16 protein-coding genes are annotated in these 16,060 nt (G+C 46.3%); 1 reads left to right on the forward strand and 15 read right to left on the reverse strand.

Going from position 1 to position 16,060, the window contains the following annotated elements; genetic code table 11:
• Positions 1-86: 86 nt before the first annotated feature.
• From BM101_RS02490 to pta, 8 genes are all read right to left on the reverse strand, one after another.
• Positions 87-752 (reverse strand): dienelactone hydrolase family protein, encoded by a 666-nt coding sequence (locus BM101_RS02490; protein WP_087029743.1) that lies wholly within the window; start codon positions 750-752, stop codon positions 87-89.
• A complete protein-coding gene (locus BM101_RS02495) occupies positions 749-1,399 on the reverse strand; it encodes a phosphoribosyltransferase (RefSeq protein WP_087029740.1) in 651 nt (216 codons plus the stop codon). The genes BM101_RS02490 and BM101_RS02495 overlap by 4 nt, the downstream gene beginning before the upstream one ends.
• A 52-nt stretch (positions 1,400-1,451) precedes the next feature.
• Positions 1,452-1,814, reverse strand: coding sequence for a cupredoxin domain-containing protein (locus BM101_RS02500; protein ID WP_177194331.1), 363 nt, complete (start codon positions 1,812-1,814; stop codon positions 1,452-1,454).
• 51 nt (positions 1,815-1,865) lie between these two features.
• A complete protein-coding gene (locus BM101_RS02505) occupies positions 1,866-2,432 on the reverse strand; it encodes a hypothetical protein (protein ID WP_087029735.1) in 567 nt (188 codons plus the stop codon).
• A gap of 568 nt (positions 2,433-3,000) precedes the next feature.
• On the reverse strand, positions 3,001-3,966 hold the full coding sequence (locus BM101_RS02510; RefSeq protein WP_087029733.1) for an RluA family pseudouridine synthase: 966 nt from the start codon (positions 3,964-3,966) through the stop codon (positions 3,001-3,003).
• 1,022 nt (positions 3,967-4,988) lie between these two features.
• Positions 4,989-5,519 carry a GNAT family N-acetyltransferase gene (locus BM101_RS02515; RefSeq protein ID WP_087029730.1) on the reverse strand — a complete coding sequence of 177 codons (531 nt, stop codon included), beginning with the start codon at positions 5,517-5,519 and terminating at the stop codon, positions 4,989-4,991.
• Positions 5,520-6,002, reverse strand: a complete 483-nt coding sequence (gene tsaE, locus BM101_RS02520; protein WP_245825587.1) for a tRNA (adenosine(37)-N6)-threonylcarbamoyltransferase complex ATPase subunit type 1 TsaE — start codon at positions 6,000-6,002, stop codon at positions 5,520-5,522.
• Positions 6,003-6,171: 169 nt separating this feature from the next.
• Positions 6,172-7,152: a phosphate acetyltransferase gene (gene pta, locus BM101_RS02525; RefSeq protein ID WP_087030913.1), complete on the reverse strand. Its 981-nt coding sequence runs from the start codon at positions 7,150-7,152 to the stop codon at positions 6,172-6,174.
• A gap of 238 nt (positions 7,153-7,390) precedes the next feature.
• Between pta and BM101_RS02530 the strand changes: the two genes are divergently transcribed.
• The gene (locus BM101_RS02530; RefSeq protein WP_087029724.1) at positions 7,391-7,861 is read left to right on the forward strand and encodes a glutathione peroxidase; all 471 of its coding nucleotides are present in this window, start codon (positions 7,391-7,393) and stop codon (positions 7,859-7,861) included.
• 75 nt (positions 7,862-7,936) lie between these two features.
• On the opposite strand, the gene BM101_RS02535 is transcribed toward BM101_RS02530, so the two are convergent.
• From BM101_RS02535 to BM101_RS02565, 7 genes are all read right to left on the reverse strand, one after another.
• A complete protein-coding gene (locus BM101_RS02535) occupies positions 7,937-9,481 on the reverse strand; it encodes a gluconokinase (RefSeq protein ID WP_245825544.1) in 1,545 nt (514 codons plus the stop codon).
• Between the two features lie 716 nt (positions 9,482-10,197).
• Positions 10,198-11,163, reverse strand: a complete 966-nt coding sequence (gene nrdF, locus BM101_RS02540) for a class 1b ribonucleoside-diphosphate reductase subunit beta (RefSeq protein ID WP_087029721.1) — start codon at positions 11,161-11,163, stop codon at positions 10,198-10,200.
• A 40-nt stretch (positions 11,164-11,203) separates the two neighbouring features.
• Positions 11,204-13,381 (reverse strand): class 1b ribonucleoside-diphosphate reductase subunit alpha, encoded by a 2,178-nt coding sequence (nrdE, locus tag BM101_RS02545; protein WP_087029718.1) that lies wholly within the window; start codon positions 13,379-13,381, stop codon positions 11,204-11,206.
• Positions 13,374-13,739 carry a class Ib ribonucleoside-diphosphate reductase assembly flavoprotein NrdI gene (locus BM101_RS02550; protein WP_087029715.1) on the reverse strand — a complete coding sequence of 122 codons (366 nt, stop codon included), beginning with the start codon at positions 13,737-13,739 and terminating at the stop codon, positions 13,374-13,376. The genes nrdE and BM101_RS02550 overlap by 8 nt, the downstream gene beginning before the upstream one ends.
• Positions 13,740-13,983: 244 nt before the next feature.
• On the reverse strand, positions 13,984-14,694 hold the full coding sequence (locus tag BM101_RS02555; protein ID WP_087029712.1) for an alpha/beta fold hydrolase: 711 nt from the start codon (positions 14,692-14,694) through the stop codon (positions 13,984-13,986).
• Positions 14,695-14,731: 37 nt separating this feature from the next.
• Complete coding sequence (locus BM101_RS02560; protein WP_087029709.1) at positions 14,732-15,406, reverse strand: uracil-DNA glycosylase; 675 nt, start codon at positions 15,404-15,406, stop codon at positions 14,732-14,734.
• Between the two features lie 415 nt (positions 15,407-15,821).
• Positions 15,822-16,060, reverse strand: a 239-nt coding sequence (locus BM101_RS02565; protein ID WP_143084409.1) for a zinc ribbon domain-containing protein, incomplete at its 5' end; no start/stop codon positions are given.

A 16,060-nucleotide genomic window follows, 5' to 3' on the forward strand; every position in this document is an offset into this window, starting at 1 on the left:
CAGCTGTCTCAAAAATCCTTTGCATAAAATAAATAAACTCACAAAAGCATTTCCAGTCGCTTCTGTGAGTTTATTTTTTATTGTTTTCAGGGATTTGTTGTTTCTTTCGGGATACCCAGGTATTCCACAAACCAGCGCGCAGCCAATTCCGCAACTTGCTCAAGAGTCCCTTGTTCCTCAAACAGATGGGTTGCTCCCGGAACAATCTCCATCTTTTTCTCTGCAATCAATTTCATATAGGCTTTGTCGTTCAACGCAATGACCTCTTCGTCGAAGCCCCCGACAATCAGAAGAGTCGGCGCCGTCACCTTTGCAAGATAGTCCTTTGCCAAATCCGGACGGCCTCCTCTTGAAACGATGGCTTTTATCTCATCTCCCAGACCGGCTGCCGATTGCAACGCCGCAGCGGCCCCGGTACTGGCACCGAAATAGCCGATGGCAAGATCCTTCGTCTCTTCCTGTTCCTTTAACCATTTTTCGGCAATCGTCAACCGTTTGGCCAATAGGTCGATGTCAAAGCGTTTATCGGTGCGTTCACTTTCCTCTTCTGTCAGTAAATCGAGCAACAAGGTCGAAAGCCCATGGGAACGCAATACGCTCGCCACATATTTGTTGCGCGTGCTGTGTCTGCTGCTGCCGCTGCCATGTGCGAATAATACAATCCCTTTGGCTCCTCTATGCAGGGCCAAGTCGCCGATGAGGGTTACGTCATCACCTTTGATACGAACCTCTTTCCCATTTGCAACATTCATCCGCGTGGTCCTCCTTCGTCATTGACCGATTTCAAAAGCGCTATCACTTCTTCATCCTCTACTTGGTTAAAGTTTACGTAGTAGGCGCCTACCGCACCAAGATAATGGGTTGTCCGTTCAAGCGCGACTACTTCATCCACCATCTCTTCCAACATCCTCGCTGTATCTTCCGGCGTAACAGGTATGGCCACGATAATTTTCTTCGGATTCCGTTTTTTCAGCTCCTCTATGGAAACAAACATGGTGAATCCGGTTGCAATGCCATCGTCTACGATGATGGCGGTCTTCCCTTCGACCGATTGGATCGCACGGTTACCCAAATAGGTTTCTCTGCGCCTCTTGATTTCCTGGCGAAGCCTTTTTACTTCGCCTTGCAGCCAGGCGTCATTGATCCCCTGTTGCTCCGCTTGATTCATAATCGGATCGCCCTCTTCGGCCAAAGCTCCGATGGCATATTCTTTATTGAAAGGATGACCGATTTTTTTGCTTATAATCAAATCAAGCGGGGCCTTTAATTTTTTCGCAATCTCAACGCCCAAAGCAACACCACCTCTGGGTAATGCAAAAACAACAACGTCATCGTCCTGATATTTCCCCAGTGCCTCTGCCAGCATAAGCCCGGCTTCTTTTCGATCCAAGAACAGCATCTTTCTCCCCCCTATCCCAAAAGTAAAGTTCCAGGCGCAACAATCCCGTGTACTATTCGACTATTATCGTCCCCGTCATATTAGGGTGTAGCCCGCAATGATAAGCAAACGTTCCCGTTTCGTTAAATGTAAACTCAAAGGTATCACCGGTCTTCAAATCCCCACTTTTAAATGCATCCCCCACGATGTTGTGAGTGGGGCCATCTTTGTTGATCCATGTCAGGGTCGTTCCTTTTTTAATGGTCATTTCTTTGGGACTGAAGTCAAAATTTTTAATGATGATTGTATTTTCAGCAACTTGAGAGCTAGACGCAGAAGAAGATGCCGTTTGCGCACCACCCCCGCAACCGCTCAATGACAAAAGAAATAATCCGATCGCAGCCGCAATCCATCTATTGATTTTCTTGTTCTTCATTTCATTTCCTCCTTTTGGAAACTGCAAAGTATACCAATCAAAGATAAGCATTCATCGTTTTTTCCAAAACACCCCCATCGCTAATCCCATTGCCGCCCCTGGGAAGATGCCTGTCAATCCGGGAACGATAACAGTCCAGCCCATCGGACCGAAAATAGCGTTGACCCCATCAACAAAAGGACCAGACCATACATTGGCCGTATCGAAAAGGGCACCGCCTATCAAGAATCCAACGGCTCCGATTGCGGAAAAAATGAGAATGCCGCGTATCCCGCCTAAAATCCCTCCAAAAATAAGCCCCATCACGAGACCCATGACCATGTACCCCACCATTCGGGGGCCCGGGAGCATGATCCCCAGCATAAACACTACATAGAGGGAAATAAAAAAACTAAAGGTATCAGCCAAAATGGTTGCAACAACAACCTTAAACAGATTGAAACGTTCTCTGATGAAGATCCAAAAAAGCGCACCCCCTATGAAGCCTTCCGCAATGAGCGCCAAAGGGAATTCAAAATACAACAGAATCCACCCAGCCGCGAGACCGGCTACAAAAAAAGAGCATGCCCCTGCCAACGTCAACAACATGATGCGTGACGGATTACCTTTCTTTTCCATGATACTCTGTTTTCACACTCCTTTCCGTCTCGGAAAAGACACAAAACTTCCACTCATCATCTCAAGCTAATCATAACACGTTAGCAAGGCGCACCAAAAAGAAAACCCTTTCAAAAACATCACAAAAAAGAAGAGCTCCAAATTGCAGAGCTCTTCCTTTTGAAACATGTAGCATATTTCCTGCTTAATCTTTTTTCAAACATTTTAATCTGTAATCTTTTCGATTCTAGATATCACATGATTTTGAATCAGGTGAATTAAGCTTCCGCTTTTCTAGTGCATGGATTTACGCTACATTTGATACCATATCCCAGTCAGGTTCAAGCTTCTGTAGGTTAAGATAAATCTTGCTATACAAAAGTTGAACCAGCTGAGACCTTTCATTAATAGCGATGTTCTGCTATTAACCGGGGACTTTTTTACTGATTCCCCTAAGAGTGGCATGCTCTTGGACTTGGTTGTGATTGACTTGCTAAGCATGTCTCTCTTTACACTGTAATAATAACATGTAAGCGTAACCATGTCCACTAATATCTATCGAAAAATCAAAAAAATCAAAAATAAAAAATTATTTTGAATACAGTAAGAAGACTTTTGGCACTTTGGCTGAATAACGGACCAATTCCCCTGTCCTTGGATGAATCAGCGCCAAAGTGGTGGCATGCAGGCCTAAACGCTTCAACGGATTGCTATGGGCACCATATTTTTTGTCACCAGCGATCGGGTGTCCGAGCTCTTCCATATGCACACGGATTTGATTTTTGCGGCCCGTTTCCAGTTGCACTTCCAGCAGTGTAAAGTCCTTATTGCCACGGATTTTTTTGTAGTGGGTCACGGCATGTTTGCCGCCGTTGTCATACGAGCTGGAATGGACTTTCATCGCTTTGCTTTCAGTCAGCCAGGACGAAATGGTGCCTTCTTCATCTTTCATGACACCTTCAACCAAAGCGGTATAGATCCGCTCCTTGACGATATCTTTCCAATCTTTTTGCAGTGCTTCTTTCACATCTTCCGATTTTGCGAAAAGCATCACTCCGGAAGTGTCCCTATCCAGGCGGTGGACCACAAAAATTCGGTTGGCGCGGTTTTCTTCTTTCACGTAAGAACTTAATTGACGGTAAGCCGTCATCTCGGAAGGATCCTTGGACGCCATCGACAATAAACCGGCTTCCTTGTCGATGACAATGATGTCATCATCCTCATGCAAAATCGTGATGCCGACCAGCGCCGTCTTCTGCATGGCTTCCTTGTTGCCCAAAACCCCGACGACTTGTCCCGGTATTAAGGGATGATTGTGCTGTTTCACCGGTTTTCCATCGACATTCACCTGTCCACGGGTCAAAATCGATTTGACCGAATTCCGGCTGTTATTCTTCATCACTTGCAATAAGAAAGGCAATAATTCGGTCGGCTCCTCTACGGCGTAACTGGTGATCCCTTTTGTAGAGGCACCACTTGTTCCTTTGATGCGGTTTTTTTCTTGTTGAAACTTACCCGTTGTTTTTCCTGTTTTATGATTGTTTTGCTTTCTCATCTATTCACTCACTTCTCTGACGCCCGTTCCGTCAGTATCCTTTTCATTTCGCTATTCCTTCTGCAGTATAACAGAAAATCAGGAAGAAATAACCCAAAACCGGCAGCATATCTTTAGAAATGCTGAACGGGTTCGTTCAGCCCTGAAAGAAATTTAGGAAATCTGGCCCTGCAACTTTCCCTACGGTCACCTTATACTGGGACTCTAAGGGATGAATCCCTAAGAGTCCCATGCAAATGAGCATCGCAGAGCGCAATTGCTGAGAGACTTCCTGCGTCAGCAGGTTAGTCGAACAGTATGTCTTGGCTCGCAGAGACAAGAGGTTCCTTCATCCCTTTTCCGAAGGGCTAACCCGTGAAGCTGGACAACTCGTTAGCACGCTGAACATTTTACTACCCTGTGAAACAGCTACGGTGATGCATTTCAGCACTCGAAAAAATTTATAGATTCTTACAATCTTTAGAAAAGCAGACCATTGCATATTTATTTCAATTTTTTGTTCCCATCATTGACTTCGCCGAGGAGATTTTCTCAAATGAAAAAACGCAAAAAAAGGAAGAGCTCCAAATGAATGGAACTCTTCCTCCTCAAGCTGGTAGCACCTACCTTACTTAATCTCTGATTCCAACATTTTCAGGTGTTAGTCTTTTCGATCCCAGATGTCACATGTTTTTTAATCAGGTGACGTAAGCTTTCGCTTTCTAGCTGCAAGGATTAGCGCTACAGTTGATATTATATCCCAGACTGGTTCATGTTCTTCATATCGTTAGAAATGCATCTAATGACACAAATTCCGAACCAGCTGAGACATTGGGTCAATAGCCTCTCTCTGCTATTAACCGGGGACTTTTTACTGATTCCCCTAAAGAGTGGCATACTCTTTTTTGTATTTCCGGTGCTGCTTAAGTATGTCTCTCTGTACTGTTATAATAACATGGAAGCGCTAACTTGGCAAGCGTAAACTCTTTTTTTTTGCAACTTTTCTGATGCCTGCTTGCCTATTTTTCAGTTACAGAACAGGGTCAGTCGATCATCAGGCTCATCAGAACGCCGTCGACAAATGCATCATTTACTTTCATCGCACGGGGCATAACTGCTTCTTTTTGATAGCCCATTTTTTCATAAAGATGGATGGCGCGTTCATTTCCGCCATGAACCGTCAATTCCAGACGACGGATGATGCCGGTTTCGATCGCCCACGTCTCGATTTCCTCCATCAATACCGTACCGATGCCAAAGCCCCAGTATTCTTTTTCGACAGTGATGCCGACCTCTCCAATATGTTCCAATTTCGGTTTATCGGATGCTCCTACTGATGCTAAACCGATCAGTTCCTTGTTGTTTATCGTCGCAATCAACATGACATTGTTTCTGTTCCCCATCAGGTCTTCCAGATACATCTCTTCGAAAGCCTCGGATAATTCCAACCCTTCCGGTCCGTATGCCAAAAATGGTGTTTCGGCTCCCGTTTTTCTACTGAAGGCCAAGATGTCTTTTGCATCGGCAGGAATCGCTTCGCGGATCATGAGTTCCACTTTTTCTCTTTTTCTCATCTATATCAATCCTTCCTCTGATGCCTGCTTCTGGAATTTTTCCACAAGTTGCTCATAGTGTTCCCCAGTCGGTTCAAACGTTATATTGCGCCCTTCGAAGAATTCCCCTGTCGGCTCCAATTTGATCGTCAAGTAGCTGTCCGGCAATTCATCCTGGATGAACGTTGCCCACTCGATGACGGAAACGCCGTTGCCATAAATATATTCGTCGAAGCCCAGATCATCCCCGCCGACATCTTCCAAACGATAGACATCCATATGATAAAGCGGCAATTTCCCTTTCGTGTATTCCCGGATCAGCGTGTAGGTAGGGCTTTTAATGACCGTTTCAATTCCCAATCCTTTGGCTATCCCTTTTGTAAAAGTCGTTTTCCCTGCACCGAGATTTCCTTCCAATAAAAGAACATCTTTCGGCTCCAGCAGCGTGGCCAAAAGCGCTGCAAGGTCAAGGGTTTCTTGTTCACTGTTCACATGTAAGGTCAGATTCACACGTATTCCTCCCAAAAAAGACTTTTCCGTCAGTCTTTCTTTCATCTATTCCTATCCCATTATAGGGATAATCCTGAAAAAATGCACCCTTTTTCTAGGATTACCGTACGCAAAAAAAGTGAAAAATCGGTTTACCGACTTCCCACTTTTTCATCGTTTATTTTTAGTCGATCAATGCTTGGTTTGCAGTGATGATGGCTAATTTGTAAACATCTTCTTCATTGCAGCCACGCGATAAATCGGAGACCGGTTTGTTCAAACCTTGCAAGATTGGTCCGATTGCTTCGAATGCACCAAAACGTTGTGCAATTTTGTAGCCGATGTTGCCTGATTGGATTTCTGGGAAGACAAAGACAGTCGCTTTACCCGCTACAGTTGAACCAGGAGCTTTTTGTTTACCGACACTGTCCACGAATGCAGCATCAAATTGTAATTCTCCGTCGATGTTGTATTGAGGAGCCAATTCTTTTGCGATTCTTGTAGCTTCGACAACTTTTGTTACTTCGTCTGATGCTGCCGAACCTTTTGTCGAGAAGCTTAATAGAGCAACGTTTGGTTCGATGCCGAACATTTCAGCAGTCTTTGCACTTTCAACAGCAATTTCCGCTAATTCTTGCGCATTTGGGTTGATGTTGATTGCGCAGTCCGAGAATAGATATTTTTCTTGTTCACGTCCACGGAGCATGATGAAAGCACCACTTGTACGGCTTACACCCGGTTTTGTTTTGATGATTTGCAACGCTGGACGAACAGTATCACCAGTCGAATGGATAGCACCACTTACTAATCCCTCTGCTAAGCCCATGTATACTAACATTGTCCCGAAATAGTTTTCATCCAATAACAGTTCTCTTGCTTTTTCTTCTGTTACTTTGCCGTTGCGTCGGTCTACAAAAGCCTCAACCATATCATCGAATCCATCATACGCTTTAGGGTCAAGGACTTCGATGCCGTTAAGATCAAATCCACGTTCCTTCGCTGCTAGGTGGACAGCTTCCACATTACCGATTAATACAGGCTCTATTACGTCTTCTGACTTCAGACGTACCGCCGCTCCTAAGATTCTTGGTTCTAACCCCTCCGGGAAAACAACTTTAATTTTTTTCCCTTTGATATTTTGGGTTAAGCTTTCGAACATATCCAAAAAAAATCCCTCCAGATTCAATTTATTATTACCACCTCCTAATCATACAGCAAAATAAAAAAAAATACATTAATTTTATTTATTTTCTGTTACAATGTGCACTTTTAATGCACCGGCTCCCCTCTGACGGTCACATGGCGGCCACAAAAATACAGGCACATCTTTTGCAAACCCTTACATTGTTGTTTATACTATATTTTAGTATGTAACAGCACGATAACCAAAGGAGAGAAAAGCCATGTCCATCTACGAATACAAAGTAAAAAAAACAGACCAAACATCTGTATCATTGGAAGAATACGCGGGCAAAGTTGTCTGTATTGTGAACACCGCTTCGAAGTGCGGACTGGTTGGACAACTGGATGAATTGGAGGAACTTTATGAAAAATATAAAGAGGAAGGCTTTGTGATATTGGGGTTTCCTTGCAACCAATTTCACAATCAAGAACCGCTTGATGGCGTGGCTGCCGCTGAATTTTGCAAGCTGAATTATGGCGTGACCTTCCCCATCTTCGACAAAATCGATGTGAATGGAGAAAATGCGGATCCGTTATATAAATACCTTGTCCAACAGACTGATAACAGCGATATCAAGTGGAATTTCACCAAATTTCTCATCGGCAGAGACGGAGAGATCATCAAGCGCTTCGCACCGATTACAGCTCCGAAGAAAATGGAAAAACATATCCAACAAGCTTTAGCGCAATGAAAAAACTTCCCAGCCAATATGTTGGCTGGGAAGTTTTTTTGGGGTGACCGCTCCCTTTTCAAAAGGCCTTTTGGATTATTCTGTATCTCCGCCGTAGAAATCATTCAACAGGCGGCTCATTTTTTGAAATTGTGGAAAGAGCGCTGCGTATGCCTCTTGATTTTCACTATTCGGTTGATGCTCTATGGCTGCACCCATCAGCTCTTCCGCATCGTCGACTGATTCCACAATGCCTAAGCTTTGCAGACACAGGACCGCCGCTCCCGTACAGGAGCTTTCAAACGTTTCAGGAAACTCAATCGGCATGCCAATGATATCCGTCAGGACTTGGCGCCACACATGCGAACGTGAAAAGCCGCCACTGGCAATGATTTTGTTCGGTTTCCCATTCATCGGAACAATCAAGTCCAAAACATCTTTCAAGTTCAGGCAGATCCCTTCGAGTACCGCACGGAGGAAATGCTCTTTCGTATGGAGCATATTGATGCCGCTGAAGTTTCCTCTTACATCCGCATTCCAAAGTGGCGCCCTTTCACCATTCAAGTACGGATGGAAAACAAGCCCCTCTGATCCAGCCGGTATGTTTGAAACCATTTCCATGGCGCGATCGTAGATTTCCTCTTCTGCAATGGTTGACGGCATGAATTGCTTCAAAGCCCAGTCAAAAACATTCCCGCCATTGTTGACTGCCCCGCCATTCACAAAATGGCGTTCATCTAAAATATAGCTGAACGTTCGTCCCTCTTTACTCACATGAGGCTCATGGCTGGTCATCCGGACTGCTCCGCTCGTCCCGATCGTCAGCGTTGCGGTTCCCGGACGGATAGCCCCAACCCCAAGATTGGCCAAACAACCGTCATTCCCACCGATGATAAATGGCGTTTGGGCATCGATACCCAACAATTCGGCGATGTCTTCCGGCAATCCTTGCAGTTGATGCGTCGGACTGACCGGCGTCGACAATTGGTAACCCGTGATTCCGCAGAAAGCAAGGACCTCTTCATCCCACGCAAAATTTCTGATGTTGAACAATCCGGTTGCTGATGCGACCGAATAGTCAATGACAAATTCGCCGAACAAACGCCATAGCACATATTCTTTGATCCCGATAAACCATCTTGCTCGTTGGAAAAGCTCCGGTCTTTCAGCCTTCAGCCACAGTATTTTGCTTAGCGGCGACATCGGGTGAAGCGGTGTTCCCGTTTTTTCGTAAATTCTTTGACCCATATCCGATTTTTTCAGCATGCTGGCATATTTTTTTGAGCGATTATCAGCCCAAGTGATGCTTCTGGTTAATGGATGACCATCTGCATCCATCAACAGCAAACTATGCATTGCGCTCGAAAACCCGATACCGGCTACATCCTGAGGACCAATTTCGGCTTTCTGAATAACGGCTTTTATCGTTTGTAAGACTGCAGAATAGATATCATCTAAATCTTGTTCAGCCATCTCTGGATTCTCTTTAAGCAATGGATAATACGCGTACGCTGACTCATAAGCAGACCCGTCCGTCAAATACAAAACGGCTTTCGTGCTTGTTGTACCGATATCCACGCCCATAACAAATCGTGCTGCCAAATAATCTACCACCAATCTAAAAATCATCTTATATTCCACGACCTTCCCCATTATAACAAAACCAACTTTAGATATCCGCAAAAATGCCGATATTTTTTTTTGCAACTCTACTCATTTTTTACATTTCCTTTGCTGAGCGTTAAATAATAAACAATTTTCGTTTGTTATACAGGTCTTAGAAAATACAATCCGAGAGGCAGGCCAGTACCGCAGGACAACCTGCGCTGGCATGAGAAAGACAGGAACCCGTGAAAAAAAATGCTATGATGCACCTCTTACACAAGAAAAGCTGAACGGGTTCGTTCAGCCCTGATTAATGAAACACTGTGACCTGGTCGGTCAAGTGTATCATGCTTCTAAGCGATTGAAATCGCAAGAATCATGACAATTTAGGAAATCTGGCCCTGCAACTTTCTCTACGGTCACCTTATACTGGGACTCTAAGGGATGAATCCCTAAGAGTCCCATGCAAATGAGCATCGCAGAGCGCAATTGCTGAGAGACTTCCTGCGTCAGCAGGTTAGTCGAACAGTATGTCTTGGCTCGCAGAGACAAGAGGTTCCTTCATCCCTTTTCCGAAGGGCTAACCCGTGAAGCTAGCCAACTCTATTGATGCGTGGAACATTTTGCAAATGTGTGAAACACCTAGGGTGATGCACTCCTGAGATGAAAATATTTTATAAATTCCTATATGTTCAAAAAAAGCAAGGAAAGCTGAAGGGATCTCCCTCTTTCCTTGCTTCTTATCGGTTAAGTTAGTTGAGCCATTTTACATAGTCGTCGTCTTCCATCGCTTCAACCGCGCCCAACAGATACCCGTTCCCGACTTGCGAGAAGAAATCGTGGTTGCTTGTCCCGGTTGAAATGCCGTTCATGACGATCGGATTGACGTCATCGGCCGTATCCGGAAACAGCGGATCAAATCCCAAGTTTTGCAGAGCTTTGTTCGCGTTGTAGCGGATGAATACTTTCACGCGTTCCGTCCAGCCCAACTCATCGTAGATGTATTGCGTGTACTTCACTTCATTGCTGTAGAGTTCATACGTCAACATATACACCCAATTTTTCATTTCTTCCTGTTCCGCTTCCGACAATTCATTGAAAGCAATCTGGAATTTGTATCCGATGTAGGTCCCATGAACCGATTCGTCCCGAAGGATCAATTTGATGATTTCCGCTACGTTCGGCAACTTGTTGTTGCCCAGATACCAAAGCGGCGCATAGAACCCGGAATAGAACAGGAAAGATTCCAGCAGTACGCTGACGGCTTTCTTCTCCATGTTGGTGCCGTTCTGATAGATATCGTTGATGCGGTTCGCTTTCCATTGCAGGAACTCGTTGCTGTTGGTCCAGCTGAAGATGTCTTCGATTTCCGCCTTCGTGTTCAGCGTGCTGAAGATGGAAGAATAGCTCTTTGCATGGACCGATTCCATGAATTGAATATTGTTCAGGACCGCTTCCTCATGTTGGGTGCGCATATCCTGTTTCATGGCCGCGATGCCGTCCTGTGATTGCAGCGTGTCCAACAACGTCAGGCCGCCGAACACTTTCCCGATCATGTCCTGTTCCGCTTTGCTGAGAGTGCGCCAGTCATCCAAGTCATTGGATAACGGGATGCGGGTGTCCAACCAGAATTGTTCGGTCAGCTTTTCCCACGTCAATTTGTCCAGCATGTCTTCGATGCTATTCCAGTTGATTGCTATATAAGGCTTGTCAGCCATCCTACTTTCCTCCATTCGATGATGCATTTACTTCCAGCGGTTAGATGGTGCACGACTCGCAGGCATTCGCCCCTATTTCGTCGTTGTTCTCCGTAAAGGTGCGGACATAATAGATCGATTTGGCACCTTTTTTCCATGCGTAGTTGCGCAGGATGTTCAAGTCGCGCGTCGTCATCTTGTTGGTTCGGCCTTCTTTCCACTCGTACATGCCTTCCGGAAGATCCGAACGCAGGAACAGGGTCAGGCTCATCCCTTGGTCAATGTGTTTTTGAGCGGCGACATAGATGTCGATCACGCGGCGCATATCGATGTCATAGGCCGACTTGTAATATTCCATCGTTTCGTTGGACAATTGCGGTGCCGGATAATAGGTCTTGCCGGTTTTCTTCTCCTGTCTTTCTTCGATCAGACGGGTGATGGGATGCAGGCTGGCACTCGTTTCGTTGACATAGCTGATGGAACCGGTCGGCGCAATCGCCAGACGATTTTGGTGATACAGCCCGGATTCATGGACAGCCTCTTTCAAAGCCAACCAATCTTCCTGCGTCGGGACAGCGATACACGCAAAAATCCCTTTCACCTTTTCCGACCGGAAGGCGAATGCTTCAGACGTATACGTGTCGAAATATTCGCCCGTATAGTATTTTGATTTCTCAAAGTTCACAAATGACTGGCCGCGTTCTTTGGCGATTTTATTGCTCGCCACCAACGTATAGTAATTCAGCAGCATGAAATAGACATCCGTGAATTCGATCGATTCCGGCGAACCGTAGTGCATCTGATTGATCGCGAACATGGTATGCAGCCCCATGCCGCCCAACCCGATCGTGTGCGCTTGGTCGTTGCCATTTTTGATGGTAGGAACCGCATCGATGTTGGAGTGGTCGGTTACGAACGTCAAGGCCCGCACCATCGTTTCGACCGATTTGCCGAAGTCAGGGGATGCCATCAGGTTCGGGATATTCGTGGAGCCCAGATTGCAGCTGATATCCGTACCCAACACTTCATACTCTTGGCGGTCATTTAGCAAGGACGGCTGTTGCACCTGCAGGATTTCGGAACAAAGATTGCTCATGACGATTGTGCCATCAATCGGGTTGGAACGGTTCGCGGTATCGATATTGATGACATAAGGATAACCGGATTCCTGTTGCAGTTTGCTGATTTCATTCTCCAGATCGCGAGCGCGGATCTTGGATTTGCTGATTTCCGGGTTGTTGACCATGTTTTCGTATTCGGCGGTGATGTCCACGTAGGCGAAAGGCTTGCCGTAGATGCGTTCCACGTCATACGGGCTGAATAGATACATGCGGTCATCTTTCGCCGCCAATTCATAAAATTTATCGGGAACGACAAGTCCCAGAGACAAGGTCTTCACCCGGACTTTTTCGTCGGCGTTCTCTTTTTTGGTCGACAGGAAAGCGACGATATCCGGATGGAACACATTCAGATAGACCGCGCCGGCACCGTTCCGTTGCCCCAATTGATTGGAGTAGCTGAAGCTGTCCTCCAATAATTTCATTACCGGAACGACACCGCTCGATGCATTTTCGATTTTTTTGATGGGATCTCCGGCGGCACGGATATTTGATAGGTTGACGCCTACACCGCCGCCGATGCGCGACAATTGGAGCGCACTGTTGATCGTCCGTCCGATGCTGTTCATGTCATCCGTCGCTTGGATCAGAAAACAGGACACCAGCTCGCCGCGGCGCTTTCTGCCGGCATTCAAGAATGTCGGGGTTGCCGGTTGGTAGCGTTGATGGATCATTTCATCCGCCAAATCGATCGCCAATTGCTGATCGCCGTCGGCCAGATATAAGGCATTGAAGACGATGCGGTCTTCGTAGCGTTCCAAATACCGTTTCCCGTCGTTTGTCTTCAAGGCATACTGCGTATAGAATTTGAAGGCAGCCATGAATGATTTGAACCGGAATTTTTTGTTGTACGTGTCCTGCATCAGTTTTTTGATGAATTCGCGCGGATATTTTTCCACAAATTCTTTTTCGATGTAATCGTGCTCGAGCAGGTAGTCCAATTTCTCATCTAATGTGTAGAAGAAGACGGTGTTCGGGTTCACATGTTCCAAAAAATAAGCCCGCACCGCTTCTTTATCCTTATGCAGCGGTATGGAATTGTTGACGGGGCGATTGATTTCATTATTCAATTTAAAGTAGGTCACTTCTTCGGTTCTCGTTACTAATGTTGGACTATCCAATTTCTTTCACCTTCTCTTTCAAAATCTGAACATCTTTATCGTTGCCTTGGAATTCAAACAAATGCAGTAAAGGCACAGCGTAATCGCGTGCGATATCCTTTGCCGTAAAACCGAACAAAGTGCTGAAATTGAGGTTTCCGCCTCCGGCAACGCCCTTGAAATAGGCGCGATTATCGCCCGTTTCGATGAAGTCGTTCAAAATGTCCGTCGCCTCTTTGTCGTAGGATGGCGTCACAATGATGAACGGCTCAGCGATGCTTTGAAAAGCATTCTTGTTCGTCAATTCGACGCTTTCCATCCCAAGCTTATTCACAAATTTTCTGGTTTGGCCGGTCAAGGACAGGAATACGACCCTCATGCTTCATCCCCCTTTTTTTGCGTTGGCTTTTATTATTATACGTACTCGCACCTCTAATTACAAATAAAAAGACACAACACATAGCGCATCGATTCACAAGAAGCACTATATGTTGTGTCTGTTGTTTTGTTTTTCATTTTTGATTGTACTGCCCTCGGATCCGAACATGCATAGGTTCGGCAAATCAGGGCAATTTCCATTCTAGCACAACCTCGGGAAATCCGTTTACGGGACGCTCCGGATTTCACAAAAAATCGTAAAAGGCGATTGCGGCCTTCTTCAAGGCTGCCGGATCGGAGACGAAAAAATCATGTCCGCCGCCGGGAACGATTATCTTCCTTGAACCCGGCACCAGGCGATGGATTTTTTCCGTCTGTTCATCCGTCACCAGATCGAACTCCCCGGCCATAATCAGCGTCTTCGTTTTTATCCTGCGTAAGTCCCGCTCAGTCAGATCCAGTTCATCAAGCATCAGGCTATTGATGCACAGTCTGCGGATTTTGTCAGGATCGCTATCCGGCAAGGCCAACAAACTTTCCTGCGTGGCTATCGTTTCCCCGTAGCAATCGTCGATCAGTCCATCCGCTTCGTAGTTTGCCCCCATGGTGATGAGCGAGGCGACCCGTTCCGGATGATGGGATGCAAGGTAAAGCCCAAAATTCCCGCCGTCGCTGAATCCGATGATGTGGACATTCTCCACCTTTTCCGCATCCAAGAGCAGCAGGATGTCTTTGGCGATCTGGCGAAATGTCAACCTTTTCACGCCTAACGCCGACTGACCGTGCCCTCTTGTATCCAAGGCGTAGACGGTGAAATGTTTTTTAAAAAAAGGGAACTGCGCCCGGAAGATGCTTGAATCCTCGCCGTTCCCGTGCAGAAACAATAAGGGTTCGCCTTTTCCTGTTTTCCGGTAGAAGAGGTTGCCTTTCCTTGTCTTCAAAATTTTCTCTTCCATATATGCCTCCTGTACATTTCGTCTGGCGCATGGCTGCCTATTCGGGCAGTCTCCAATCGATCGGTTCTACGCCGAAGGAAATGAGCGCTTCATTCGTTTTTGAGAACGGCTTTGATCCGAAGAAGCCGCGGTATGAGGACAGGGGACTCGGATGCGGCGACGTGATCACCACATGCTTATTCGTGTCGATGAACACTTTTTTCGCGATCGAGGCATTCCCCCACAAAATGAAAACAACCGGTTTTTCCCGTTTATTCAAAGCCTTGATGACGGCATCGGTCAAAAGCTCCCAACCTTTGCCGCGATGGGAGTTGGCCTGCCCGCTCCTTACCGTCAGCACCGAATTCAGGAGGAAGACCCCTTGCTTCGCCCAAGCCGTCAAATCGCCATGCTTTGCGGGCGGTATCCCCAAATCGGATTCCAGTTCCTTGTAGATGTTCACCAAGGATGGCGGTAACTTGACCCCTTTTTGAACGGAAAAGCTCAAGCCGTGCGCCTGGTTTGGTCCGTGGTAGGGATCCTGTCCCAGGATGACCACCTTCACATCATTGTAGGACGTCAATTCAAAGGCTTCCCAGATATGGTTCATCCCGGGATAGACTGTCTCGTTCAGATATTCTTCCTTCAGGAAAGCGCGCAACTGTTGATAATACGGCGCTTCGAATTCCTCTTCCAATTTCTGTTGCCATTCATTATGGATAATTTCCTTCATCTTATATCACTCATTTACTGTTATTTTCATTTTATCCCCAGATACAGATGATTTTACCATATGTCTGCTTACTAAACATCTACGTTTCGATCAATCTTTTTGCACGCTGCATTTCTCCCTGTTTAGACATGGTGTTATCCCTTTCTATTTCTGCTTTTAGGATTTAGGCGAGAACCCTTCGTGACTGTAGTCATGAGCTGAATCGCCGTTCGGGGTCAGGGGCGCCTCTGGCACCTCCTCATAGCCCGACGGAAGAAGACGGTCTAGGCCCACGCCAAATACCTGACGTGAACTACTCACGACTCAAGTCGCGAGCTTCCTACGAACTCCTTCCTTGTCTGCGTATGTCTTTGCAGACAGCGGGAATGGATATTTAGTAGGCTCAAAAGGCAGTACCTGCCTCGGGTATTTTCTTTTACTCGGCCAAAGCCAAGAGGTTCTTGCTGGCATTGATGTCCCTATCATGGGTTGTGCCGCAGTCTGTGCATGTCCAGTAGCGGATATGTGGGGCTTTCTTGCCGTCCCGGTGTCCGCATGCGGAACACAGTTGGGTGGACGGGTAGAATCTGTCCGCCTTGATGAGTGTTCGGCCTTTCCATTCGGCTTTGTATGTCAATTGCCGGCAGAATTCGGACCAACTGACGTCCCCGATCG

Source organism: Trichococcus palustris (assembly GCF_900114465.1).
GTDB lineage: Bacteria > Bacillota > Bacilli > Lactobacillales > Aerococcaceae > Trichococcus > Trichococcus palustris.